Source organism: Pseudoclavibacter sp. RFBB5 (genome assembly GCF_002931555.1).
In the GTDB taxonomy this organism is placed as follows: Bacteria; Actinomycetota; Actinomycetes; order Actinomycetales; family Microbacteriaceae; genus Pseudoclavibacter.
The window spans coordinates 62,589-85,192 of record NZ_PSTZ01000007.1; the positions used below are offsets into that span (position 1 = coordinate 62,589).

The 22,604-nt window shown below is 70.2% G+C and carries 21 protein-coding genes; 14 read left to right on the top strand and 7 right to left on the bottom strand.

Going from position 1 to position 22,604, the window contains the following annotated elements:
- Positions 1 to 28: 28 nt before the first annotated feature.
- Positions 29 to 703 (bottom strand): cyclase family protein, encoded by a 675-nt coding sequence (locus tag C5B97_RS08230; protein ID WP_104311625.1) that lies wholly within the window; start codon positions 701 to 703, stop codon positions 29 to 31.
- An 89-nt stretch (positions 704 to 792) separates the two neighbouring features.
- Here C5B97_RS08230 and arfB point away from each other — a divergent pair, with 89 nt between their 5' ends.
- From arfB to C5B97_RS08245, 3 genes are all read left to right on the top strand, one after another.
- Positions 793 to 1,215, top strand: coding sequence for an alternative ribosome rescue aminoacyl-tRNA hydrolase ArfB (arfB, locus tag C5B97_RS08235; protein ID WP_104311626.1), 423 nt, complete (start codon positions 793 to 795; stop codon positions 1,213 to 1,215).
- Between the two features lie 196 nt (positions 1,216 to 1,411).
- Positions 1,412 to 1,828, top strand: coding sequence for a nuclear transport factor 2 family protein (locus C5B97_RS08240; RefSeq protein ID WP_104311627.1), 417 nt, complete (start codon positions 1,412 to 1,414; stop codon positions 1,826 to 1,828).
- On the top strand, positions 1,825 to 3,249 hold the full coding sequence (locus C5B97_RS08245) for a cytosine permease (protein ID WP_104311628.1): 1,425 nt from the start codon (positions 1,825 to 1,827) through the stop codon (positions 3,247 to 3,249). The genes C5B97_RS08240 and C5B97_RS08245 overlap by 4 nt, the downstream gene beginning before the upstream one ends.
- Position 3,250: 1 nt before the next feature.
- On the opposite strand, the gene C5B97_RS08250 is transcribed toward C5B97_RS08245, so the two are convergent.
- Positions 3,251 to 3,961 carry a M15 family metallopeptidase gene (locus tag C5B97_RS08250; protein WP_104311629.1) on the bottom strand — a complete coding sequence of 237 codons (711 nt, stop codon included), beginning with the start codon at positions 3,959 to 3,961 and terminating at the stop codon, positions 3,251 to 3,253.
- An 86-nt stretch (positions 3,962 to 4,047) separates the two neighbouring features.
- On the opposite strand from C5B97_RS08250, the gene C5B97_RS08255 reads away from it, so the two are divergent.
- Positions 4,048 to 4,743 (top strand): response regulator transcription factor, encoded by a 696-nt coding sequence (locus C5B97_RS08255; protein ID WP_104311630.1) that lies wholly within the window; start codon positions 4,048 to 4,050, stop codon positions 4,741 to 4,743.
- The gene (locus tag C5B97_RS08260) at positions 4,740 to 5,882 is read left to right on the top strand and encodes a HAMP domain-containing sensor histidine kinase (RefSeq protein WP_104311631.1); all 1,143 of its coding nucleotides are present in this window, start codon (positions 4,740 to 4,742) and stop codon (positions 5,880 to 5,882) included. Before C5B97_RS08255 ends, C5B97_RS08260 begins: the two co-directional genes overlap by 4 nt.
- On the opposite strand, the gene C5B97_RS08265 is transcribed toward C5B97_RS08260, so the two are convergent.
- Complete coding sequence (locus tag C5B97_RS08265) at positions 5,879 to 6,382, bottom strand: VanZ family protein (RefSeq protein ID WP_181026953.1); 504 nt, start codon at positions 6,380 to 6,382, stop codon at positions 5,879 to 5,881. The two genes, C5B97_RS08260 and C5B97_RS08265, sit on opposite strands and share 4 nt — an antisense overlap.
- 128 nt (positions 6,383 to 6,510) lie before the next feature.
- Between C5B97_RS08265 and C5B97_RS08270 the strand changes: the two genes are divergently transcribed.
- Together C5B97_RS08270 and C5B97_RS08275 are read left to right on the top strand one after the other, a co-directional pair.
- Positions 6,511 to 8,031 carry an amino acid permease gene (locus C5B97_RS08270; RefSeq protein ID WP_258068075.1) on the top strand — a complete coding sequence of 507 codons (1,521 nt, stop codon included), beginning with the start codon at positions 6,511 to 6,513 and terminating at the stop codon, positions 8,029 to 8,031.
- Positions 8,032 to 8,305: 274 nt separating this feature from the next.
- Positions 8,306 to 9,805, top strand: coding sequence for an HNH endonuclease signature motif containing protein (locus C5B97_RS08275; protein WP_146080765.1), 1,500 nt, complete (start codon positions 8,306 to 8,308; stop codon positions 9,803 to 9,805).
- Between the two features lie 105 nt (positions 9,806 to 9,910).
- On the opposite strand, the gene C5B97_RS08280 is transcribed toward C5B97_RS08275, so the two are convergent.
- Together C5B97_RS08280 and C5B97_RS08285 are read right to left on the bottom strand one after the other, a co-directional pair.
- Complete coding sequence (locus C5B97_RS08280) at positions 9,911 to 10,537, bottom strand: response regulator transcription factor (protein ID WP_104311635.1); 627 nt, start codon at positions 10,535 to 10,537, stop codon at positions 9,911 to 9,913.
- Positions 10,534 to 11,802 carry a sensor histidine kinase gene (locus C5B97_RS08285; RefSeq protein ID WP_104311636.1) on the bottom strand — a complete coding sequence of 423 codons (1,269 nt, stop codon included), beginning with the start codon at positions 11,800 to 11,802 and terminating at the stop codon, positions 10,534 to 10,536. The genes C5B97_RS08280 and C5B97_RS08285 overlap by 4 nt, the downstream gene beginning before the upstream one ends.
- A 165-nt stretch (positions 11,803 to 11,967) precedes the next feature.
- Here C5B97_RS08285 and C5B97_RS08290 point away from each other — a divergent pair, with 165 nt between their 5' ends.
- The 6 genes from C5B97_RS08290 to C5B97_RS08315 all read left to right on the top strand — a co-directional run bounded on the left by C5B97_RS08290 (position 11,968) and on the right by C5B97_RS08315 (position 18,512).
- Complete coding sequence (locus C5B97_RS08290) at positions 11,968 to 13,152, top strand: ABC transporter permease (protein ID WP_104311637.1); 1,185 nt, start codon at positions 11,968 to 11,970, stop codon at positions 13,150 to 13,152.
- Positions 13,149 to 13,835, top strand: a complete 687-nt coding sequence (locus tag C5B97_RS08295; protein WP_104311638.1) for an ABC transporter ATP-binding protein — start codon at positions 13,149 to 13,151, stop codon at positions 13,833 to 13,835. Before C5B97_RS08290 ends, C5B97_RS08295 begins: the two co-directional genes overlap by 4 nt.
- A 136-nt stretch (positions 13,836 to 13,971) precedes the next feature.
- The gene (locus C5B97_RS08300) at positions 13,972 to 15,216 is read left to right on the top strand and encodes an NAD(P)/FAD-dependent oxidoreductase (RefSeq protein ID WP_104311639.1); all 1,245 of its coding nucleotides are present in this window, start codon (positions 13,972 to 13,974) and stop codon (positions 15,214 to 15,216) included.
- Positions 15,213 to 15,683: a DUF2809 domain-containing protein gene (locus tag C5B97_RS08305; protein WP_104311640.1), complete on the top strand. Its 471-nt coding sequence runs from the start codon at positions 15,213 to 15,215 to the stop codon at positions 15,681 to 15,683. The genes C5B97_RS08300 and C5B97_RS08305 overlap by 4 nt, the downstream gene beginning before the upstream one ends.
- Positions 15,684 to 15,879: 196 nt before the next feature.
- Entirely contained in the window at positions 15,880 to 17,577 is a 1,698-nt protein-coding gene (locus C5B97_RS08310; RefSeq protein WP_104311641.1) for an ABC-F family ATP-binding cassette domain-containing protein, read from the top strand.
- Complete coding sequence (locus C5B97_RS08315; RefSeq protein ID WP_104311642.1) at positions 17,574 to 18,512, top strand: hypothetical protein; 939 nt, start codon at positions 17,574 to 17,576, stop codon at positions 18,510 to 18,512. The genes C5B97_RS08310 and C5B97_RS08315 overlap by 4 nt, the downstream gene beginning before the upstream one ends.
- Positions 18,513 to 18,598: 86 nt before the next feature.
- Here the strand turns inward: C5B97_RS08315 and C5B97_RS08320 are convergent, their stop codons facing one another.
- Positions 18,599 to 19,393, bottom strand: a complete 795-nt coding sequence (locus tag C5B97_RS08320) for an alpha/beta fold hydrolase (RefSeq protein ID WP_104311643.1) — start codon at positions 19,391 to 19,393, stop codon at positions 18,599 to 18,601.
- 134 nt (positions 19,394 to 19,527) lie between these two features.
- Between C5B97_RS08320 and C5B97_RS08325 the strand changes: the two genes are divergently transcribed.
- Positions 19,528 to 21,678 carry a cell wall-binding repeat-containing protein gene (locus C5B97_RS08325; RefSeq protein WP_104311644.1) on the top strand — a complete coding sequence of 717 codons (2,151 nt, stop codon included), beginning with the start codon at positions 19,528 to 19,530 and terminating at the stop codon, positions 21,676 to 21,678.
- Positions 21,679 to 21,710: 32 nt separating this feature from the next.
- Here the strand turns inward: C5B97_RS08325 and C5B97_RS08330 are convergent, their stop codons facing one another.
- The gene (locus tag C5B97_RS08330; protein WP_104311645.1) at positions 21,711 to 22,493 is read right to left on the bottom strand and encodes a response regulator; all 783 of its coding nucleotides are present in this window, start codon (positions 22,491 to 22,493) and stop codon (positions 21,711 to 21,713) included.
- Between the last annotated feature and the right edge of the window lie 111 nt (positions 22,494 to 22,604).

Below are 22,604 nucleotides of genomic sequence, written 5' to 3' on the forward strand. Positions count from 1 at the left end.
GTGAACACCCCCTTCACGATCTCGCCGGTCAGGCGCGGTGCATCACGACCGCCCGAACCGGGGACCCGTCGAGGCCCGTGAACGGCAGCGGCAGGGCCGAGATCCAGGGGCCACGCGCTGGGTCGATGGCGGAGAGGTTCGTGAGGTTCTCGATGATGACGCCGCCGGCGCCCAGGAAGACCTCGTGGAACGGCAGCTCGGCAGACTCCGCGGTCGGGTCCGTTCGGTCCGGACTGAGGGTGTCGACACCGACGACCGTCACGCCCGCAGCACGCAGCCGCTCGGCGATCGCGACGTCGAGGTAGGGATGCTCGAGGTAGTCCGGCTGCCCGAACCGCGCTGACCAGTCCGTTCTGAAGACGACGATCGCGCCAGGCTGCACCGCATCGAGCTGCGAGGCGACCTCGGCGAGCGCGATCCGACGCGAGGGAGCCGCAATTGCCGTCACGTCGACGAGGTGCAGCGGCGCGACGAGCCGAGCGAGGTCGAGGCTGTCGACGGTGTCTCCGCCGGCGATCGAATGCGAGGGTGCATCCAGGTGCGTGCCCGCGTGCGTGCCGAGCTGAAGACCATGGACGACGACCCCGTGCTCGGCCAGCGAGGTGGCGGGCGCGATCCGCACCTCCGGGTCGCCGGGGTAGATCTGCATCCCAGAGGCGAGCGGATGCGTGAGGTCGACGAGCTTCCGATGCGGTTGCGACATGGGGCCACCTTAGGCACCGACGGCCGTCCCGCGAGGCGCTGCGCCTTCCGCGGCCGGCACGGGTTGCGTGCGCGTGGAAGGCTTGGCGCATGGACTTGGAGGTGTCGCGCTCGCTCACGATTCCGGCCGCGGAGCTCGGCTGGCGGTTCTCGCGATCCTCAGGGCCGGGCGGGCAGCATGTCAACACCACCGACAGTCGCGTCGAGCTCTCCTGGAACATCAGCGAATCCCTGGTGCTGACCGATGACCGGCGCCGGATGCTCCTGGATCGCCTCGGGAAGCGCCTCGTCGACGGCGTGCTCACGGTTGCCTCCTCCGAACGGCGCTCGCAGCTCCGCAACCGGGAGGCGGCGCTCGAGAAGCTCGCGAACCTCGTGCGCGAAGGCCTCGCCCCGCCCGGACCGAAGCGTCGGGCGACGAAGCCGACGAAGGGCTCGCAGCGGCGGAGGCTCGAATCGAAGGGCCAGCGCTCCGCGACCAAGGCGCAACGCAGGCGTCCGGCCGCCGACTAAGACGGCGACCGAAGCCCACGGTCGTCCGGGCGAATCGCCCCTCAAGAACCGAAACTTGTTCGATTGTTCCCTGGACGAGACTCGGGCAGCGGGTGTTTCCTTGGTGTAGAGCGGCGGCCGCAGTGCGGCAGTCGCATGCATCATCGCCGTGCGACACCTGCGCAGCAGGGCACGCCAAGTCCAAGGGAGCACTTGAATGTCGACCACACCTACACACGACGTGGTGCTCGACGCCGCCGACGCCATCATCGACGCGTTCCGCGCCACGGACACCGAGGCGTACTTCGCCGGGTTCGCGCCCGACGCGTCGTTCATCTTCCACCCGGAGCCCGCGCGGCTCGACTCGCGCGCCGAGTACGAAGCGCTGTGGGCGGGCTGGATCGCGGGCGGCTGGCGGGTCACCTCCTGCGCATCCACCGACCGCCTCGTGCAGGTCTTCCCGGGCGGCGCGGTCTTCAGCCACACGGTTGCGACCAGCATCGACTCGGCCGACGGCCCCGACTCGTACCTCGAGCGGGAGAGCATCGTCTTCACGGTCGGCGACGACGGATCCCTCCTCGCGATCCACGAGCACCTGTCCGCGCCGACGACGGACACGGAGGCCACCTCATGACCGGGCCGAAGACCATGGCCCTGAACCTCGACGGCCAGGACGACTCGGCCGGCCCCGTCCGCGGCACGCAGTCGCTCATCCGCATCGCCCTCATCTGGCTCGCCGCGAACCTCGTCGTCACGACGCTCCTCACGGGCACGCTCTTCGTGCCGGGCGTCTCGTTCGGCACGGCAACCGGCATGATCGTGCTCGGCACGCTCCTCGGCGTCATCGTGCTCGTGCTCATCGGCAACATGGGCACCCGCACGGGCCTGCCGACGATGGCCCTCACGCGCGGTGCGTTCGGCATCCGCGGCAGCCTCGTGCCGGCGGCCTCCAACCTCATCGTGCTCATGGGGTGGAGCTGGGTGCAGGCGATGCTCGCCGGCGTCACCGTCGACTACCTCGTGTTCGAGGCGACGGGCTTCTCGAACCCGATGCTGTTCTCCGCCATCTGCCAGGGCATCGTCGTCGTGCTCGCGATCTTCGGCCACACGGGCATCTCGCGCGTCGAACCGTGGCTGGCGCTCGTGATCCTGGTCGTGATGGGCTTCGTGTTCGCAGCGGCGTTCGGCGCGTTCAGCCCCGGAGACTTCGCGGCGATGACCGTGGATGCGGAGCTCGGCGGCACCGCGTTCATCACCCTCGACCTGGTCATCGCGACGGCGATCTCGTGGACCGTCCTCTCCGCCGACATGAACCGGCACGCGAAGAACAGCGTCGCCGGAGTCATCGGCTCAGGAGTCGGCTACACGCTCTCGACCACGATCGCCATGTTCCTCGGCCTCGTCGCCTTCAGCGTCGTGCTCCTTCGCGGCGGCGAGGCGATCGCGTTCGACCCGACCGTCATCGTCGCCGAGTTCGGCTGGCCGCTCGGCATCGCCATCTTCCTGTCGGTCATGGCGACCAACACCATGGTCGTCTTCGGCATGGTCACCTCGGTCATCAACGCGCAGTCGAAGTGGCACCTGCGCTTCCTGCCGACCGCGATCATCCTCGGCATCATCTCGATCATCGGGTCCACGTTCCTCGGCCTGCTGAACCAGTTCACCGACTTCCTGTTCATCATCAGCGCGTTCTTCGTGCCCGTCTTCGCGATCATGATCGCCGACTACTACCTGCTGAAGCGCCGCAGCTACTCGCGGCAGATCCTGCAGGAGCGGCGCGAGAGCCGCTACTGGTACATGCGCGGCATCAACTGGGTGGCCGTGGCCGTATGGATCGTCGGAGCGGCCCTCTCCTACGTGCTCGCGTACGTCGCGCCGAGCCCCATCGGCGCGAACATCCCGGCCTTCGCGGTGAGCTTCGCCCTCTACCTTGGCCTCACCTGGGCGCTGCGCGGCGTGAAGCCGCTCGCGCTCGCCGATCCGCGCGACGCCATCAAGGCGGGGCACCTGCTCGACGAGGAGGAAGAGGCGGGGGAGCCGACGCGGGGCCGCTGACCTACCCGCGCAACCGCGGGTCGTCCGTCGGGTCGGCGTACGGCTCCGCGCATCCGTTCGTGGATGCGCCAGCCTGGTACTCGAAGTGCCACGGCTCGTTGAGGTACGTCAGGCACAGCCCGTAGCTGGCGCCGTTGGTGGCGAGCCAGTCGGATGCGCCGTTGCCTTCCACATCGACGGCGTCGCCCGACACGTGGAGCGACGTCTCGGGCGAGGCGACCCACCGCGACGCCTCGTCCTCTGAGCCGTATTCGGCGACCGCATCCTGCAGCAGCTGCTCCTGGAGCTCGACGGAGCGCCAGCCGCTGTTGACCATGACGGACACGCCCGCCGACTGCGCGTCGCGCGTCGCTGCCTGGAGCGCATCACGCAGCTCGGGAGACAGCTTGCCGATGCCCGCGTACTCGGTGTCAAAGGCGGTCGTGCCGAACTGGAGGCGCCCGTCTGGGTTCTCGGCGTCGTCTGTCTCCGAGACAGGTGAGTCGCCGGTCTCGACAGGCCCGAGGTCTGAGGGTTCCGCGAGCACCGTGTCCTGCACCGGCAGCTCGGTGTGCGACGCCGTCGTCTCACCGAGCTGCGCCGAGAACAGCGCGACTCCGAGGCCTGCGAGGGCGACGAGGGATGCACCGCCGAGCAACAGTCGCACGCCTCGCTTGCGAGGTGGCTGGTCGTCGTCGGTGCGCTGGTGGCGGGTCGGGCTGGTGAGCGTCATGCGACAAGTCCACGTGCGCGCACGTTGCCGGGGTGTTGCCTCTTTCGCATACGCCGGCAATATGCCGCGGCTCGTATCATCGGCACATGCGTGTGCTGCTGGTGGAGGACGAGCCCTACATGGCGGAGGCGATCCGCGACGGGCTGCGCCTCGAGGCGATCGCCGCCGACATTGCCGGCGACGGGCACGCCGCGCTCGAGCTGCTGAGCGTCAACGACTACGACGTCGCCGTCCTCGACCGTGACATCCCTGGCCCCTCCGGCGACGAGGTCGCCAAGCGCATCGTCGCGTCGAACAGCGGCGTGCTCATCCTCATGCTCACGGCCGCCGACCGCCTCGATGACAAGGCGTCCGGCTTCGAGCTCGGCGCCGACGACTACCTCACGAAGCCCTTCGAGCTGCAGGAGCTCGTGCTCCGGCTGCGCGCCCTCAACCGCCGCCGCGCGCACAGCCGCCCGCCCATCCACGAGATCGCTGGCCTGAAGCTCGACCCGTTCCGCCGCGAGGTGTACCGCGACGGACGCTACGTCGCGCTGACGCGCAAGCAGTTCGCGGTGCTCGAGGTGCTCATGAGCGCGGGCGGGGGAGTGATCAGCGCCGAGGAGCTGCTCGAGAAGGCGTGGGATGAGAACGCCGACCCGTTCACGAACGCCGTCCGCATCACCGTCTCCGCCCTGCGCAAGCGCCTCGGCGAGCCCTGGCTCATCATGACCGTGCCCGGTGTCGGCTACCGCATCGACGCCGAAGCGAACTCGGTGCTCGACGAGGACGACCAGCGGTGACCCGGCAGCGCGGGCTCAGCGTGCGGCTGAAGCTCGCCCTGAGCTACGCCGGCTTCCTCATGATCGCCGGCGCGCTGCTGCTCGCCGTCGTCTACGCGTTCCTGCTCCGCTACGTGCCCGCCGAGGCGATGGCCAGCGAGTGGACGTTCTTCCCCGGCCGCACCGACCTCGTGCGCGCGTTCGTTCCCGCCGCGGCGTGGGCACTGCTGTTCCTGCTCGTCTTCGCGCTCGTCGGCGGCTGGTTCCTCGCCGGGCGGATGCTCGCCCCGCTCACCCGCATCACCTCCGCGACGCGGGCCGCCGCGGCCGGGTCGCTGTCGCACCGCATCCGCCTCTACGGGAAGAGCGACGAGTTCACCGAGCTGGCCGACAGCTTCGACGCGATGCTCGCGCAGCTCGAGGCGCACGTCGCCCAGCAGCAGCGGTTCGCCGCGAACGCCTCGCACGGGCTGCGCACGCCGCTCGCCATCTCGCAGACGCTCCTCGACGTGGCCCGCAAGGACCCGGACCACGACCACGACGAGGTCCTCGGGCGCCTGCATTCGGTGAACGCCCGCGCCATCGAGCTGACCGAGGCGCTGCTGGTGCTGAGCCGCACCGAGCACGGCACCTTCGCGACCGAGCGCGTCGACCTGTCGCTCGTCGCCGAGGAGGCCGCCGAGACGCTGCTGCCGCTCGCCGAGAAGCGCGGCGTCGCCATCGAGACGGCGGGGGAGGCCGCGACCACGATCGGCTCGCCCGCGCTCATCTCGCTGCTCACCACGAACCTGCTGCACAACGCGATCGTGCACAACCTGGCGCAGGGCGGCTCGGTCACCCTCACGACGAGTTCGGCGACGGATGCGGTGGTCGCGACGACTGCTGCGGCTGCGGCTGTTCTCGTCGTCGAGAACTCCGGCAGCTCGATCGGCGACGACCTGCTTGCCACGCTGACGGAGCCGTTCCAGCGAGGCGAGCAGCGTGCGCGCAGCGACCACGCCGGTGTCGGGCTTGGGCTGGCGATCGTGAAGAGCGTCGTCAAGGCGCACGGCGGGTCCATGCGGCTCGCGGCGCGAGACGGCGGCGGGCTGCGCGTGACCGTGCGGCTGCCGCTTGCCACCGATGCCGCGACGGGCGCACCGGCGGGCGGCAGCGCCTAGCTGAACGCCGAGCGCCGCACGCTCGGCGCGACGACCGCGGCACCGATCAGCGCGCCGACCGTGTTCGCGATGATGTCGCTCGTGTCGAAGCTGCCGACGGCAAGCGCGAACTGGGTGGTCTCCATGGCGAGGCTCGCGAACCCGGCCGCGAAGAACGTCTTCGGGCCGGGCGACCGACGCCACAGGTAGCCCGTGCAGAGGCCGAACGGGATGAAGACGGCGACGTTCGCGAGCACCTCGAGCGGCAGGCTCGCCGCGTACCCCTCACTCGCGACGAACGGGACGAGCTTGAGTGCCCGCATCTCACCCCATCCGACGAACGGGGCCTCGAGCTTCCACACGATGAGCCACGTGAGCATCACCAGGTACGCGACGAAGAGCACGGCCACGAGGAAGCGCGGCGCGCGCGACGGGCGACGCGTCCGCGGCTGGCGCTGGGCGCTGACGAACGCCCCGGTCGTCGGGAGTTCGAGGGTCTGGTCTGCGCGGCTGTAGCTCATGGCTACAGCCTCTCGAGGGGCGTGTTGCGGGAGCGTATGCGGGTTTCGATACGCGGACGATACCCGCCTGGTCGGCGGATTCGACAGGCGACGGGCCGCGCTCGCCATTCGTGAGAGACTTCCGGCTTGTGACTTCCGCAAGCGCATCCGAGAACAGCAACCCGCATGAGGCCGCGCGCGAACCGCAAGCCGTCGCCGGCCAGAAGAGCGACGCGCACCACCTGCAGCGTTCGCTGACGCCTCGGCAGCTCGCGATGATGGGCCTCGGCGGGGCGATCGGCGCCGGCCTCTTCGTCGGTTCCGGGCAGGCGATCGCGGTCGCCGGACCCGCCGTCATCGTGTCCTACGCGGTCGCGGGCCTCCTCGTCATCCTCGTGCTGTTCATGCTCGCCGAGATGGCCGCCGCCGACCCGCAGAGCGGTGCCTTCTCCGTGTACGCGGCGAAGGCCTTCGGCGCGACCGCGGGTGCGACGCTCGGCTGGTTCTACTGGATGCAGCTCGTCATCGTCATCGCCGCCGAGGCCACGGGAGCCGCCGCCATCGTGGCCGCCTGGACGCCCGGCATCCCGCAGGGCATCTGGGCGCTCGCCTTCATGGTGGCGTTCACCCTCATCAACCTCCTCGGCGTGCGCCGTTACGGCTCCTTCGAGTTCTGGTTCGCGGTGCTCAAGGTCGCCGCCATCATCGGCTTCCTCGCCCTCGGTGCCGCGCTCCTCGTCGGGCTCATCCCCGACGTGCCCTCGCCCGGCCTGTCCAACCTCGTCGCGCACGACGGCTTCGCGCCGACCGGCATCCTCGGCATCTCCGCGGCACTCCTCATCGTCATGTTCAGCTTCGGCGGCACCGAGCTCACCGCGATCGCCGCCGCCGAGACCCGCGACCCCGCCACGAGCATCCGCCGCGCCGTGCGCAGCGTGCTCTGGCGCATCCTGCTCTTCTACATCGGCTCCGTGTTCGTGATCGTCGCCGCCCTGCCGTGGATGGACCCGGCCGTCGTCGCCGGCCCGTTCGCCGCCGTGCTCGCCCTCACGAACATCCCCGGCGTGGACCTCATCATGTCGGCCATCATCGTCATCGCCCTGCTCTCGGCACTCAACGCGAACCTCTACGGCGCCTCCCGCATGGTCTACTCGCTGTCCGAGCGCCGCTTCGCGCCCCGCGGAATGCAGCGCCTCGCCCGCAACGGCACGCCGACCGTCGCCGTGCTCGTCTCCGTCGGGGTCGGCTTCCTCACCGTCATCTTCAACTTCCTCGCGCCCGACGCCGTCCTGCCGACCCTCCTCAACATCGTCGGCTCGACCCTCATCGTGCTGTGGGCGACGGTCACCGCCTCCCAGCTCGTGCTGCGGCGGCGAGCGGATGCGCGCGGCGAGACCCTCACAGCCCGCATGCCCGGCTTCCCCTGGCTGAGCATCCTGGCGGCCGTGATCCTCGCAGTCATCGTCGTGCTGACCATGCTGAACGAGGGGTCTCGGGAGCAGCTGCTCGCGACGCTGGGCATGACCGCGGTCATCGCCGTCGCCTGCGCGCTCACCAACCGGCACCTGCGCAGGCAGGGCGTCGATCCCGTGCAGCTGCTGCGCGGAGAGGTGCATGAAGGGGCTGCAGGAACTGAGGCGCCCGGATCTGGCAACGCACAGAAGAAGTAAGTGAACATCGTTTCTGCACTGCCTGACCCGTTGATCCGAAGCTATGTTCGGGAAGTCGGGAATCTAGGTTCCACCCACGTCTGGGGATAAGTCCAAGGGCGGCCGATTTTCGGTCGCGATCGGTGCGGAAAGTTATCCGCGAAACCGCAGAATGTCGGTGGTTGTCCGTAGCGTTGGGGACATGCAACAGCACCGCGAGCACGACCTCCCGAACCCGGGGTTTGACCCTTCGGATCCGGCGTCTGTTGCTGCGCGTAGGTCGTACATTCTGGCGTTGGAGGAGCGGGCGGCCGCGATGATCGCGGCAGGGTCCGCGTTGCAGTTGCGGGCGCATGCGGCGGCGTACGACTTCGGTCACGTGTTGGATGCGGCGGAGGGATGCGCGGAGTCGGCGATGCATGTGCGGTCGATCGCGAACGAGGTGGCGCTGGTCATGCAGGTGACGTCCGGGGCTGCTCAGGGACAGCTGGCGCTCGCGTCGATGACGCAGCAGGATTTCGCGGCGCTGGCGGTCGCGTTGGACGAGAACGTCGTGACGCCCGCGCAGGTGCACAAGCTGGTCGAGGTGGGGTTCAAAGTGAACCACGATGATCCGGTCGAGCAGGCGGAGCGGCGTGCGCTGTTCGTGGAGGTGATGCTTGAGCGGGTTCGGCGGGAGCCGTTGCCGCCGCAGGCACTGCGGAAGGCTGCGGAGCGGGTCGCGGAGGAGCTGACTGGCGAGTCCATCGATCAGCGGCATGCGCGGGCGAGGCTGCAGCGTCGAGCGACGGTCGAAGATCTTGGCGACGGGATGAGCATCATTCGGGTCACGACGGACACGTTCGTCGCGCACGCGATCCGCGACCGGGTGCGGAAGCAGGCGCTCGCGATCATCAAGGCGCGCCAGAGGGTCGGTGCAGCACCTCATGCCGAGACACAGATCGCCGCCGACGCCGACGCCGACGCCGCGGCCGCCGACGCCGCCGGGGCAGCGTCCGCAGCCGGAAGCGCATTCGGGGTAGCCGTCGATGATGCTCGCGCTTCCGCGGAAGCTGGCGAAGAACCGGACGAGCGGAGTCTGAACGAGGTCATGTCCGACGTCGTCGCCGACATGCTCCTCACCAGCGACCCGATGGGCAACTCCGCGGCCGCCGGTATCCAGGCCAACGTGCAGCTCTCGATCCCGATCACGACGGTACTCGCCGACAGCGACTCCGCGAGCGACCAGCCGGGCCGGGCGCCCGCGATGCTCGACGGGATGACACCCATGCCGATCGAGGACGCGAAGCGCCTCGCCGCGACCGCACCAGCGTTCCTCCGCGTGCTCACGCACCCGATCACCGGGGCCGTGCAGGCCGTCGACTCCTACAAGCCGACCGCGGCGATGCGCGCATTCCTGCAGGCCCGCGACATCCACTGCCGCTTCATCGGCTGCCGACAACCCGCCGTGAGGTGCGAGCTCGACCACACCGAGGACTACCAGCACGGCGGCAAGACCGCGGTCTGGAACCTCAGCGACTTCTGCAAGAACCACCACATCGTCAAACACCACACCGCCTGGAAAGTGCGACAACTCGACGGCGGCGTCCTCGAATGGACCACACCAAGCGGGAGGATCTACATCAGCAGACCCGAACCCCACGGCGTGATCTTCACACCAACCGACCAACTCTTCAGACCGACGGAAGAACCCAGGAGAGGCGAGCCCGTTCACTCGGAGCGACGCGAACGTGCGCGTCCCGTCAGTGAAGCCCTGCCGCCGCGGCCCAACAGCAGCGCGACTCCACCGTTCTAGTCCCGCCGTGGCCGTGGCCGTGGCCGTTGCCGTGTTCTTTGCTGCTCCTGACTCCTGCGCGCGGTCATACCTGCACGCAAGGGCCGCCGCGGGGACGAGCGGGGACTAGCGGAGAACGCCGCGCGTCCTCGCCTCGGAGACCGCCGCCGTGCGCGACGTCACGCCGAGCTTCGTGAAGACGTGCGCGAGGTGCGACTTCACCGTCGTCTCCGTGACGAACAGGGCCGCAGCGACCTCCGTGTTGGAACGGCCGGCCGCGACGAGCTCGAGCACCTCGATCTCCCGCGGCGAGAGACTCTGCTGCGGCGCCCGCAGCCGATCCATGAGGCGCGACGCGATCGGCGGGGCCAACGCACTCGCGCCTCCCGCCGCCGCGCGCACCGCCGCGAGCAGCTCGTGCGGGGGCGCATCCTTCAACAGGTAGCCGCTGGCACCGGCCTCGACGGCGCCGAGGATGTCGCCGTCCGAGTCGTAGTTCGTCACCACGAGCACGTGCGGGGGAGTCGGCAAGGCGCGGATGCGCTTCGTCGCCGAAGCCCCCGTCTCGTTCTCGCGAGCCCCGAACTGCAGGTCCATGAGCACCAGGTCCGGCCGCGTATCCACCGCGGCGCGCACCGCCTCCTCCGCGGTCGAAGCCTCAGCGACGACCTCGATGTCGGACTCGCCGCCGAGCAGAGCCCTCAGGCCAGCACGGACCACAGGGTGGTCGTCGGCGATGACGATGCGGATCATGCGGCGACCTCGCGAGGGAGCGTGACGGTCAGGGTCGTGCCCCGGCCCGCCATGGACGCCAACGCCAGAGTGCCGCCCAGCTGCTGCACACGGTCGCGGGTCGCGACGAGACCGAACGAGTCGGAGCTCGGACGCGCCGCCCTCGAAGCCGCATCCGCATCGAACCCCTGGCCGTCGTCGGCGATCGTGAACACCAGTCCGGCATCCGTCTCGTCGAGCGTGATCGTCGCGCGGCGAGCACCCGAATGCTGGGTGACGTTCGCGAGCGCACCCTGGGCGATGCGCAGCAGCGCAGTCTGCACGGGCATCGGCAGCGGGTGGGCGCTCGCGCGCACGTCGACACGCAGACCGTGCGCCGCGGTCGTCGCCTCCCCCAGCCGACGGAGCGCCTGCTCCAGGTCAGCACCGTCGAGGTCCGGCGGCGAGAGCTCGCGGATGAAGCGCCGCGTCTCCGCGAGATCAGCCGCAGCCGTCTCCCGGGCGAGACGGATGTGCCCGACGCCAGGCCCCTCCGGGTCCGCGCGCTCGGCGGCGTGCAAGAGCATCTGGATGCTCGCCAGCCCCTGAGCGACCGTGTCGTGGATCTCGCGGGCAAGCCGCGCCCGCTCAGCGAGCGTCCCCGCCTCCCGCTCCGTCGCGACCAGATGCGCCTGCGTCTCGAGCAGCTCCCGCATCAGCGCCTCCCGCTCCCTCGCCTCCTTCGCGAGCGCCGCGTAGCCGAGGCCGATCAGCACGGCGACGCCGGCCCCGATGCACGGGCCGATGACACCAGCCACCGACCAGCCCTCGTGCAGGCCGAGCCCGATGACGGCGACGGCGGTCATCGCGGCGACCGCGAGCATCCCGGCACGCCGACCGAGCACGTGCAGGACCACGAAGAACAGCGGGAAGACGAGGTACGCGGCCTCTCTGGACAGCCACAGGAGCAGCATCCACTCGAGCGTCAGCGCGGTCAGCCACAGCAGGCGCCGACGCTCGAAGCGAGCTACAGGCACGAAGCGAGCTACACGCTCGAAGCGAGCGCCCGGCTCGGCGCTGGCTACACGCTCGGCGCGAGCTACAGGCTCGCCGCTGGCGCGGGTACTCGCGACGATTCCGAGGGCGTACGTCACCCCGAACAGCACAACCGCGCCGAGCACAGCGGGCGTGCTCGGATCCGGCGCCAGGAGTGCCCGAGCCGCGACGAGCGCGAGCAGGCCAAACAGCAGCACGTGGAGCCCCGTGCGCAACCCCACGAAGACAGGGGTGAGCGCAGAGGGGGACATGCCGCTCAGCCTAGACACGAGTCGGAGCACCGGCATCCTTCGAAAGTTGGACGGGACGCTCCTCCCTGCGGAACAGGAGGTCCGTGCCCACGGCCGATGCCCGCGCCCCACCCGCGGCGAGAAGGTTGCCTGAGTCGCCGCAACCGGCGACGGGAAAGGACCACCATGTTCGTCGCCCTCCGCGACCTCCGCTTCGCACGCGGCCGATTCCTGCTCATCGGCGCCGTCGTGACACTCATCACCGTGCTCGTCGGATTCCTCAGCGGCCTCACCGGCGGCCTCGCCACCCAGAACATCTCGGGCATCCTCGCGCTGCCCGCCGACCGGCTCGCGTTCACGGTTCCCACCGGCGAAGACGCTCCGAGCTTCTCGACGTCCTCGCCCACCCGAGACCAGGCCGACACGATCGCCGCCATGCCGGGGGTGACTCGGGTCGACCCGCTCGGAATCAGCCAGCTCCGCGCAGAGAGCCCGACCACGGGCGCCGCAGTCGCCGTGTTCGGCGTGCCCGCTGACTTCAGCATCTTCGGGCCCTCGGATGGGACGAGCCCCCTCTCCGTGCCCTCGGAGGGGACGAGCCCCCTCTCCGTGCCCTCGGACGGCACGAACACCATCCCCGAGCCAGCACCAGGCACGCACGCCCTTTCCGCACCCGCCGAGAGCACGATCGCCCTCTCCGAGGCGGCCGCAGACGAACTCGACGCGGTCGTGGGGGACGACGTCACGATCGGCGGCACGTCGTTCAGGGTCGACAGCGTCGGCCCGGACGCCTGGTACAGCCACACGCCCGTCGTCGAGATCAGCATCACCGACTGGCGCGCACTCGCCGAGGCGACCGGGTCACCCGACGCGTTCGCCACCGTGCTCGCCGTCTCCGGTGCCCCCGACTGGGCCGCAGTGGATGCGGAGGCCGGCGTCGTCTCGGAGACCCTGGTCGGATCGCTCACCGCTCTCTCCGCGTTCCGTTCCGAAGTGGGGTCGCTGCTGCTCATGGTGGCCATGCTCTTCGGCATCTCCGGCCTCGTGATCGGCGCGTTCTTCACCGTGTGGACGATGCAGCGCCAGGGTGATGTCGCGGTCCTCAAGGCGCTCGGCGCGAGCACACGATCACTGGCTCGGGATGCGCTCGGGCAGGCGCTCCTCGTCCTGCTCGTCGGCATCGGCACCGGCATCGGGCTCGTCGCGATCCTTGGCGCCCTCGCCGGCCAGGCGCTCCCGTTCCTGCTCAGCCCCCTCACGACCCTCGTTCCCGGCGCGATCATGGTCGCGCTCGGCCTCGCCGGCGCCGCCTTCGCGCTGCGATCCGTCACCTCAGCAGACCCGCTCACCGCCCTCGGAGGCAACCGATGATCACCCTCGACAACGTCACGCTCACCTTCCCAGACGGCGCCGGCCGCCTCACGGCGCTCGAGAGCGTCAGCCTCACGGCCGCGCCCGGCACCGTCACGGGCATCACAGGGCCGAGCGGCTCCGGCAAGTCGAGCCTGCTCGCCGTCGCGGCCACCCTCATCCGCCCCGACTCAGGCGGCGTGCGCATCGGCGACGTCGATGCCAGCGCGCTGAGCCGCTCCGAGTCGGCCGCCCTGCGCCGCTCTTCCATCGGCATCGTCTTCCAGCAGCCGAACCTCCTTCCCTCGCTGACGGCGCGCGAGCAGCTCCTCGTCATGAACGAGCTCGGTGAGCCGGGCAGTCGCGAGCGCCGGCGGGACGTGTCCGCCCGCGCTGACGAGCTGCTCGACGCGGTCGGCCTCGCCGAGCACCGGGCGAAGCGCCCGCACCAGCTCTCCGGTGGCCAGCGGCAGCGCGTCAACATCGCGCGAGCCCTCATGAACGGTCCGAGCGCGCTGCTCGTCGACGAGCCGACCAGCGCGCTCGACCAGGAGCGGGGAGCGGCCATCATCGAGCTCGTCCTGCGCCTCAGCAGGGAGCTCGACACCGCCACCCTGCTCGTCACCCACGACCTGACGCACCTCCCCAGCCTGCATTCGTCGGTGCAGCTCGTCGACGGGGGCCTCGCGCAGCTCCAGAGCTGACGGATGCGGCTCCGCCAGACGGCTTCGACGCAGCCAGGCGAGCTCGGTTCCGCCAAGCTGGCACGAACGCGGTCGAGCTGCGCGAGAATCGGGAGGCGACCGAACTCCGGCCGCTGAGGAAGGTGGCCGAAAACGCATGCGCATCATCGTCGTCGGAGCCGGCCTGGCCGGCCTCACGTCCGCGTGGGAACTGCACAAGCTCGGCCACGAGGTCACCGTGCTCGAGGCGCGGGACCGCGTCGGCGGCCGCACCTGGTCGCAGCGACTCGGCAACGGGCAGCTGACCGAGCGCGGCGGCGAGTACGTGTTCCCCACCGAGTTCGCGATCCGCCGCCTCGCCGCCGAGGTTGGGGTGCCCATCCTCAGCCACAATGTCCGCTACGCCAGGCGGACCCTCGACGGCCGGCACGTGTCGTTCGCCGAGCTCGAGGCCACGACCGCGCGCGTCACCGAGACGCTGCGACGGATGCTCGCGGACGGGGCCACGCGAGTCTCCGTCGACGAGGCGCACAGGGAGGCGCTCGGCCGCGGCTACCAACACGACCCGGTGTACCGGCGCGTGGTCACGTCGCTCGCGAACAACCCGAGGCTCGTCAGCGCCGAATCGGCCCTCCTCCACGACCCCGACGCCGGCCAGCCGTTCATCGACGACGGCGGGCGGTTCGTCGCCGGCAACCAGTCACTGGCGATCGAGCTCGCGCGCCGGCTGGGGGCGGCCGTGCGGCTCGAGCATCCCATCACGGCCGTCGACCAGTCCGCGGCCGGGGTCGAGGTGACCCTGTCCGACGGCTCCGCGCTGCACGGCGACGCGGCCGTCATCGCGGTGCCGCTCCCGATCCTGCGCGGACTGCGGATCGGGTTCGAGCTGCCGGATGCGCAGCAGGCGGCACTCGACCACCGCATCATGGGCACGGCTGCGAAGCTCGGCGTGCCGCTCACCGCGGTCGACGACGACGTTGCACTGCAGAGCGCCGACCTGAGCTGGTGGTCGTGGCGGTCCCTGTCTGCGGATGGGGAGCACCGCATCCCTGCCCTCTCGTGCTTCGCGGGCAGCCGCACGACGCTCGACGCGCTGCGCACGGCCGACGGGCCAGACACCTGGGCCGGCCAGCTGCGCACCCTGCGCCCCGAGCTGGTCATCGACGGCGACGTGCTGCTCACCGACTGGAGCGCCGACCCGTGGACTCACGGCTCCTACTCGGCGGCGTCCCTCGACTGGACCCCCACCGACCTCGACGCGTTCGACGCCCCAGCCGGACGCGTCGCGTTCGCCGGCGAGCACACGGGCCTCGAGCAGACCCTCAACGGCGCCGTCGTCTCCGGGCTGCGCGCGGCTCGAGCACTCGAACCCGTGGGCGCGACTGCGCGCGGCGCGCGATGAAGACCCGCGCCCAACAGCCCGACAGCGCCGGACGGGTCAAGCCAGCTGGCCGCCGTCGCGCCACCGCCGCAGTGCTGCTCGCTGTGACGGTCGCCCTCGGCCTCGCGACCCACTTCCTGCTTCCGGAGGGGGCCGTCTCCGACATCGCCGGCGACGCCCTGTACACGGTCGCGGTCTACCTCGGCGTGATGCTGCTCGCACCTCGGGCTCGACCATGGCTGCTCGCCGCGCTCGCGGTCGGCTGGTCCTTCGCGGTCGAGTTCCTCCAGCTCACGGAGCTGCCGCATCGCGCCGCCGAGGCGTTCGCGCCAACCCGACTGGTGCTCGGGGCGGGGTTCGACCCGCGCGACCTCCTCGTCTACGCGCTCGCCGGCGTGCTCGCCTGCGCGGCCGACCTCGCTGTCCATCGCATCCGTGCTCGACGCCTTGAGGCCCCTCGACGAAGCTCGACACCGCTGGTACGGTGAACGCGTGTTCCTCTTGCTTTTCTCCTAACGGCTGAGCTGGCCCTCCGCGCTCGTTGAGCTCGGTCTCCTCGAGACCCTCCGAGCAGGCGGCGGCCGAAAGCTCTGCCCCCCCCGGGTCGCCGTTCTGTGCACCCTGCTGCAGGCCAGCTACCGCCTGGCCTGGCAGCGCTGTGTGCGCCTGCTCGAAGGAACCACCATGCACGCCGCCTCCATCGCTCTTCCAGCGCGCCACCGCGCGCAGCTCACCCTCTCGGACGTCTCGCTGATGCGGGGCGCAACACAGGTCCTCACCTCTGTCGATCTCACGGTCACGCCGGCGTCGCGGACCGCGATCGTCGGCGAGAACGGGCGAGGCAAGTCATCGCTCCTCCACGTGCTCGCGGGCACACTCGCCCCTGACAGCGGCACCGTGCATCGGGTCGGAACGCTCGGCATCGCCGAGCAGGAGATGAGCGCCGACGACGACCGGACCGTGGGGCAGGCCATCGCAGACGCCATCGCCCAACCCATCGCCGCGCTCGCCGCGCTCGACCTGGCCGGAGCCGCACTCGCCGAGGGCGGACCCGGTGCCGACGACCGCTACGCGGCGGCCCTCGAATCCGCCGAAGCGCTCGACGCGTGGGACGCCGAACGTCGAGTCCTGATCGCCCTGGAAGCGCTCGACGCGGAGACCGATCAGACTCGACGGCTCGCGGAGCTCTCGGTCGGCCAGCGCTACCGGGTCCGCCTCGCCTGCCTGCTGGGCGCCGACCTCGACTTCCTGCTCCTCGACGAGCCCACCAACCACCTCGACCGCTCCGGCCTCGACTTCCTCACCGAGCAGCTCCGATCCCGCAAAGGAGGGGTGGTCATCGTGAGCCACGACAGGGCCCTCCTCGCAGACGTCGCCGAGACGATCGTCGACCTCGACCCGACACCGGATGGGCTTCCCCGCGTGTACGGGAACGGGTTCGACGGCTACCGCGAGGGGCGGCTCGCGGAGCGCGAGCGCTGGGAGCAGACGTACGAACGGCAGCAGCTCGAACACGCGAGGCTGCAGGACAGCTTGAGCGCCGCACAGAACCGGCTCGTCACGGGGTGGCGGCCCGAGAAGGGAGCGAACAAGCACGGGCGCGCGACCCGAGCCGCCGGCCTGACGCAGAGCGTGCATCGCCGGCAGGAAGCGCTGGAGGCGCATGCCGTGACGGTGCCAGTGCCGCCGCAGCGCTTCCGATTCCCGGAACTCCAGGCGAGGGCGGGCGCCGAGCTCCTGACGGCGGTGGGCGTCTCCGTCGCCGGGCGTCTCGCCGAGCGCGTATCCGTGGCGCTCTCACGGGAGGGGAGGCTGGCGATCACGGGTCCGAACGGTGCCGGCAAGTCGACGCTGCTGAGTCTGCTCGCCGGCAAGCTGCCCCCGGACTCCGGGGTGGTGCGGGTCCAGCCTGGCACCAGGGTCGGGGTTCTGTCGCAGGAGTCGTCACTCCCCGCCGAGCGCCGCGCCGCCGAGCTGTTCGAGGCGCATCTCGGACAACTCGAGGCATCCGGCATGCTCGCCGCGAGCGAGACCGTCGGTCTCTCGCACCTCGGGCTGCTGCGCTCCAGGGAGGCCGGGAAACGGGTCGGCGAGCTCTCGATGGGGCAGCAGCGAAGACTGGATCTCGCGATGGTCCTCGCTTCGCGGCCTCACGTGCTGTTGCTTGACGAGCCGACCAACCACCTCTCGATCGCGCTCGTCGACGAGCTCACGGAGGCGCTCGGCGCGACGCAGGCCGCCGTCCTGCTGTCGACGCACGACCGCCAGCTGCTTCGGGACACCGAGCAGTGGCCGCAGCTGCGGTTGGAAGGCCCGGGCGACCTCGACCGCGACCTCGGGCCCGCGCCGATGTCGGTGGCTGATGCGAGGATGATCAGATGAGAAGCCCCGGCAGAGGAACCATCATCGGAGTCGTCGCCGGGGTCCTCGGACTGGCGCCCTGGCTCGCCACCGGCGCGAACCTGCCCGGGCAGAACCTCTGGTCGTCCGACACGCTGCCCGCTGACATGCCGATAGTGCTGCTCCCGATCCACCAGTACTTCGCCATCGACCTGGTCGCCCTGCTCGTCCTCGGTGGGGCCCTGGCCGGCCTCGCCGTCCGGCTGCTCCGCGAGCGCGCATCAGAGGTTCGGCGGGCGGCGGCGCTCGCGCTCGTCGCAGTCCAGCTCCTCGCCGTCTTCCAGAGCTTCTTCGCGCTCACGGGCGGCCTCGGCCTGGGGCTCGCCTTCGGTCTCGGCATGGGCACGCGGGCGCTCGCCTACACGGGCGGGATGCTCCTCGGCACGCTCGCCGTCGTCGGTGCGTCCCAGGCGATCTACTGGCTGGTGAGCTCGCGTCGGGCGCCCGTCTCGGCGCTCGGCCTCTGCCTCGGCGTGATCCCCATCGGGACGTGGCTCGGCCTCTGGTACATGCTCTCTGTCGGCCCGGCCGGAGGCGGGGTGGCTTCGTACGAGCTCGTTCGCTGGGCGCCCGGCCTGGCCGTCGGCGTCGTGCTCGGGATGCTCGGCGTCTCGTCGTGGGCACGCGTCGGCGTCTGGGCGGGGTCGCTTGCCGCCGTCTGGCTGCTTCCCGTCGTCTTCGGCTCGGTGCAGTACGCGCTTGGCACTCGGAACGCCTTCGGAGACGTGTACCTCATGTCGGATCTGGCGAGGACGCTGTTCGTTCCGCTCGCGGGGGAGCTCGCGCCCCCTGCCCTCGGAGCCGCGGTGCTCGCGGGGCTCCTCGCGCTCGTCCTGCACATTGTGCGAGCACGCAGACAGGCCTCGCCGCTGCGACAGCGTCAGCGCGAGGTGCCATCGGTCCTCGCCCCTCAGTGAACGGCACAGGAGCTGGTCAACGCGCAACGAGAGCGCCCTCGGGACGCTGGGGTGCTGGGACGCTGGGACGTGGGGTGCTGGGGTGTTCAGGCGAGGAAGGTCAAGAGGGCTTCTGAGGTCGCTTCCGGCGCATCCATCGTGACGACGTGCCCCGCGTCGGGAATCACGACCTCCGTGAGTCGGTCGGCGGCCGCCCAGGCCGGCATGGCGCGTGCGATGTTGCCGGTTGTGTCGCGTTCGCCCCGCACCAGCAGGGTCGGCACCGGGGTGCGGTAGCTGGCGTCCGGACGCACGAACTCGGTCGTCGCGCGCCAGACGGCGATGAACTCGCCCTTCGACATGGACGCGAACGTCCGAGTCAGGGCACCTCGCGCGGACGCCGTGGTCGCCGAGGCATCTGCCATGAGCTGCGGGAGTCGGGCTGACGGGATGAGCCGCAGCATCGGCCCCGCGAGCCGGAGCGCGGCGCGCTCGCCGACAGTCAGCGGCCCCGCGTTCCAGGTCGCGTCGAGCACCGCGAGCCTCCCGTAGCGCTCCGGCGCGCGACGGACGAGTTCCTGCGCGAGGTTGCCGCCGAGCGAGTGCCCCACCAGCGACACCTCGCCGAGGTCGAGGTGGGCGATGAGTCGCTCGATGTCGCTCGCCAGCAGCTCCGGGGAGATCGCGATCGTGGTCGGGCGTGACCGGCCATGCCCCCGCAGATCGACGAGCACAACACGGTGACCGGCGCGACGGAGCGCGGCGGCCTGGCGCTCGAACATCGTATGGTCCGCGCCGGCGCCGTGCAGGAAGACGACGGAGCCCGGCACCGCACCGGGGCCGGTATCCGAGAACCAGATCGTGCATCCGCCGAGGCCGAGATGTCCGTCGAAGTTGGCCATGCCAGCAACGCTACCTCTGCTTCGGTGTGTCCGGATCCGCGTGAATCTGCACGCAAAACGGCGTTTCGTCCAGAAATCACCCTACGATTCACCCTGGGGGGACCACCGCTCGATCACACAACCCGGATGTGACCATGAAAAAGGCGCTCTCCCTCCTCGCCGCGCTCCTGCTCTCGGCCTCGGCCCTCACGTTCCTCGGAACCACGCCCGCGCAGGCCGCGTCCTTCGGGGTCGTGAACCAGGACGTCATGTCGCCCGCGAACTACGTCGCCAAGGGCAGCTACGCGACCACCACACCCCAGGGCGCGCCGGTCTCGTCGCTCTCCGCGCAGACCGCGGCGATGGTCGACACCCTCCCCGACCGGTACCTCAACGACTTCTGGAAGGGGCGCCTGAAGACCTCGACCAACCGGGAGAACTTCACCATCCCCATCTACACGGTCGACAGCTCGAGGGCCGACGCCAACTGGGTGACCGTCAAGATGCAGAGCTACGCGCTCTACCCGGACATCCATCCCGTCATGGAGGGCAAGGCGACGGCCTCGGCCACCGGTGGCACCTACGGCTTCCAGATCACCCCGTTCCAGTCGAACGCCAAGAACTACGGGAAAGTCGTCATCCCGGCGCATGCCGAACCAGGCGGGCCGTTGCCCGGAGGGGACAAGTCGATGACCGTCGTCGACATCGCCACGGGCATCGTGCGCGGCTACTACGTCGCCGACAAGCAGGCCGACGGGTCCTGGCTCATGGGCGGCGGCTACCTCACCACGCTGAACTCGCCGAAGTCGACGAACTGGTTCGATCAGAACGAGTGGCTCAAGACGGAGCGCGGCACGAGCTCAGTGGGTGGCGTCATGAACGAGTTCCTCATGGCGGGCGCCGAGGAGATCGCTGCCGGGTCGATCAACCACATCACCAGCTGGACCTTCCCATCGACCCGCTCGGGGGCCGCGATGTGGCCCGCCTATCAGACGGATGGCAAGCTGAGCGAGGTGCATGCGCCGAAGATGGGGCAGCGGTTCTGGATCCCGAACGACGCCGCGACCAACGCAAAGATCGCGGCCCTCGGCCTCTCCAGCTTCGAGAAGGTCGTCGTCAAGAATCTGCAGGAGTACGGGGGCATCGTCACCGACCAGAACTACTGGACCATGGCGCTCAATCTGCAGCATCCCGTGACCTTCACCGCCCAGGGCAAGCCCAACCCGTACCTGCCTGGCGGCATCGTGCACAACAAGCACGGCAACGTCGACCTGATCAACAAGATCCCGTGGACCCTCACCAAGTGGGGCGAGATCACCTCGAGCACGAAGCTGCCGCAGTTCGGCGCGCCCACCTCCACCCCGAAACCCACCGCCACCCCGACCGCGACGGCCACGCCGACGCCGACGGTGCAGCGCGGGGTCGCCGAGCGCATCGGCTCGGCCGACACGTACGCGAACGCCGTCACGGCATCCGGGAAGTTCAACACGGTCGGCGGCAAGCTCGTCATCGCCAGCGGAGACGGGGGAGTGGATGCGCTGCTCGCGGCCCCGGTCGCCGCGAAGATCGGCGGCAGCATGCTGCTCACCAAACCCAGCGCGCTGCCGACGAACGTCTCCGCGGAGCTGACGAGACTGAAACCCTCGGCGATCTTCGTGATCGGGCAGATCTCAGAAGCGCAGAAGACGGCGCTCGGGAAGCTCACTCCCAGGCTCGAGGTCGTCGCGGCGGCCGACAAGTCCGAGACCGCGCTGGCGGTGGCGAAGCGGTTCTTCCCGAACGACCCCGCCGTGTACATCGCCAACAGCGGCATGGCGACGGACATCGCCAACGCCGCCGGGCGGGCCGCACTCGCCAAGGCGCCCCTGCTCCTGACCGGCCCGACGCAGACCAGCGCCAACTTCAAGGCCTACTTCGCGACCGGGAAGGTCACCTCGGCCCGCGTCATCGGCACAGGAACATCGATCTCGGCGGCGGTCTTCAACGAGGTGAAGGCCAAGGTCGCGGCGACGACTCGGGTCAATTCCTCGGAGGCCTTCAGCGTCAACGCGGCCCTGCTCAAGGACTTCGATGCCGGCAGCGTCCGCCCGAAGGGCTTCGCGATCGCGAACTCCGGGAGTGCCGCTGACATCGCCGTGGCCCTCCTCGTCACAGCGCGCACCGGGAATCCACTGGTGCTCGCCCAGCAATCGTGCGTCCCTGCGGGGGCCAGTGAGGTCACCGCGAAGTACCCGGGTGCCAACTACAGCATCGTCGGGACGACCACCGACCTCGTCTCTGACATCCACACGAAGCGCTGCACGTAGGAGTCGCGCAACGCGGTGCCCGCGACCGCCGATCAGCGTTCGGGGGAAGGAGACAACCGGTAGAGCACCTGCGGCCGCCCGCGCTTGCCGTACCGATGCGCGAGGTCGATCACCCCTGTGACCACGAGGTGGTCGAGGTAGCGTCTGGCCGTCGCACGGGAGATCTCGCATGCCTCGGCCACGTCGAGCACCGTCGCGGGGATCACCGGGTCGAGCGCAGCAACGACCCGCTCGAGCGTCACCTGGGCCAGCCCTTTGGGAAGCTCGGTGGACGGTGATGCCCCGCTTCGGGCCGCGCTCGAGGGGCCTCGCGGCGCTGCGGGCTGGCGGATGCTGCCAGTGGCCAGCAGGCGGTCGATCTCGCCTTGGCCGAGGGGCCGCTCTCGGTCGTTCGCCGAGCTCGCCCGACGCTCTGCGATGTAGAGGTCGAGGCGCTCCTGCAGGGCCGCCTGCGTGAACGGCTTGATGAGATAGCCGACGACGTGCGCCGCGAGGGCCTGTCTCACCGTGGTCTGGTCTCGGGAGGAGCTGATCACCAGCACATCCGGCACCTTCGCGCCGAGCGTTCTGAGCCGGTGCAGCACCTCCACCCCACTGATGTCGGGAAGCCGCATGTCGAGGAGGATGAGGTCGACGCCGCTCATGCTCTGCGCGAGCGCGGATTCACCCGTGCTGGCGGTCCCGGCGAGGGCGAACCCGGGGATGTCGGCGACGAACCCGCTGTGCAGCGCCCGAGCCCCGCGATCGTCGTCGACGACGAGCACCCTGATCGGGTTCGCAGTCGCCTGCGGGCTGCCGTCTCCTCGATCGCTCATCTGGCTCCTCTCATCCCTTTCGGCGCTGATGTTGCTCCTGCTGCTGCTGCTGCTGCCGCCGCCGCTTCTGCGCCTGCGTTGGCGTCGGCGTCGGCGTCTGCGCCTGCGTTT

Excerpts from the sequence above, each read along its gene's own strand:
- C5B97_RS08320 (WP_104311643.1), bottom strand. The coding sequence starts at position 19,393 with ATGGCCAACTTCGACGGACATCTCGGCCTCGGCGGATGCACGATCTGG.
- C5B97_RS08230 (WP_104311625.1), bottom strand. The coding sequence starts at position 703 with ATGTCGCAACCGCATCGGAAGCTCGTCGACCTCACGCATCCGCTCGCC.
- C5B97_RS08240 (WP_104311627.1), top strand. The coding sequence starts at position 1,412 with ATGTCGACCACACCTACACACGACGTGGTGCTCGACGCCGCCGACGCC.
- C5B97_RS08255 (WP_104311630.1), top strand. The coding sequence starts at position 4,048 with ATGCGTGTGCTGCTGGTGGAGGACGAGCCCTACATGGCGGAGGCGATC.
- C5B97_RS08295 (WP_104311638.1), top strand. The coding sequence starts at position 13,149 with ATGATCACCCTCGACAACGTCACGCTCACCTTCCCAGACGGCGCCGGC.
- C5B97_RS08300 (WP_104311639.1), top strand. The coding sequence starts at position 13,972 with ATGCGCATCATCGTCGTCGGAGCCGGCCTGGCCGGCCTCACGTCCGCG.
- C5B97_RS08290 (WP_104311637.1), top strand. The coding sequence starts at position 11,968 with ATGTTCGTCGCCCTCCGCGACCTCCGCTTCGCACGCGGCCGATTCCTG.
- C5B97_RS08325 (WP_104311644.1), top strand. The coding sequence starts at position 19,528 with ATGAAAAAGGCGCTCTCCCTCCTCGCCGCGCTCCTGCTCTCGGCCTCG.
- C5B97_RS08315 (WP_104311642.1), top strand. The coding sequence starts at position 17,574 with ATGAGAAGCCCCGGCAGAGGAACCATCATCGGAGTCGTCGCCGGGGTC.
- C5B97_RS08310 (WP_104311641.1), top strand. The coding sequence starts at position 15,880 with ATGCACGCCGCCTCCATCGCTCTTCCAGCGCGCCACCGCGCGCAGCTC.
- arfB (WP_104311626.1), top strand. The coding sequence starts at position 793 with ATGGACTTGGAGGTGTCGCGCTCGCTCACGATTCCGGCCGCGGAGCTC.
- C5B97_RS08250 (WP_104311629.1), bottom strand. The coding sequence starts at position 3,961 with ATGACGCTCACCAGCCCGACCCGCCACCAGCGCACCGACGACGACCAG.
- C5B97_RS08280 (WP_104311635.1), bottom strand. The coding sequence starts at position 10,537 with ATGATCCGCATCGTCATCGCCGACGACCACCCTGTGGTCCGTGCTGGC.
- C5B97_RS08285 (WP_104311636.1), bottom strand. The coding sequence starts at position 11,802 with ATGTCCCCCTCTGCGCTCACCCCTGTCTTCGTGGGGTTGCGCACGGGG.
- C5B97_RS08265 (WP_181026953.1), bottom strand. The coding sequence starts at position 6,382 with ATGAGCTACAGCCGCGCAGACCAGACCCTCGAACTCCCGACGACCGGG.
- C5B97_RS08330 (WP_104311645.1), bottom strand. The coding sequence starts at position 22,493 with ATGAGCGATCGAGGAGACGGCAGCCCGCAGGCGACTGCGAACCCGATC.
- C5B97_RS08305 (WP_104311640.1), top strand. The coding sequence starts at position 15,213 with ATGAAGACCCGCGCCCAACAGCCCGACAGCGCCGGACGGGTCAAGCCA.
- C5B97_RS08245 (WP_104311628.1), top strand. The coding sequence starts at position 1,825 with ATGACCGGGCCGAAGACCATGGCCCTGAACCTCGACGGCCAGGACGAC.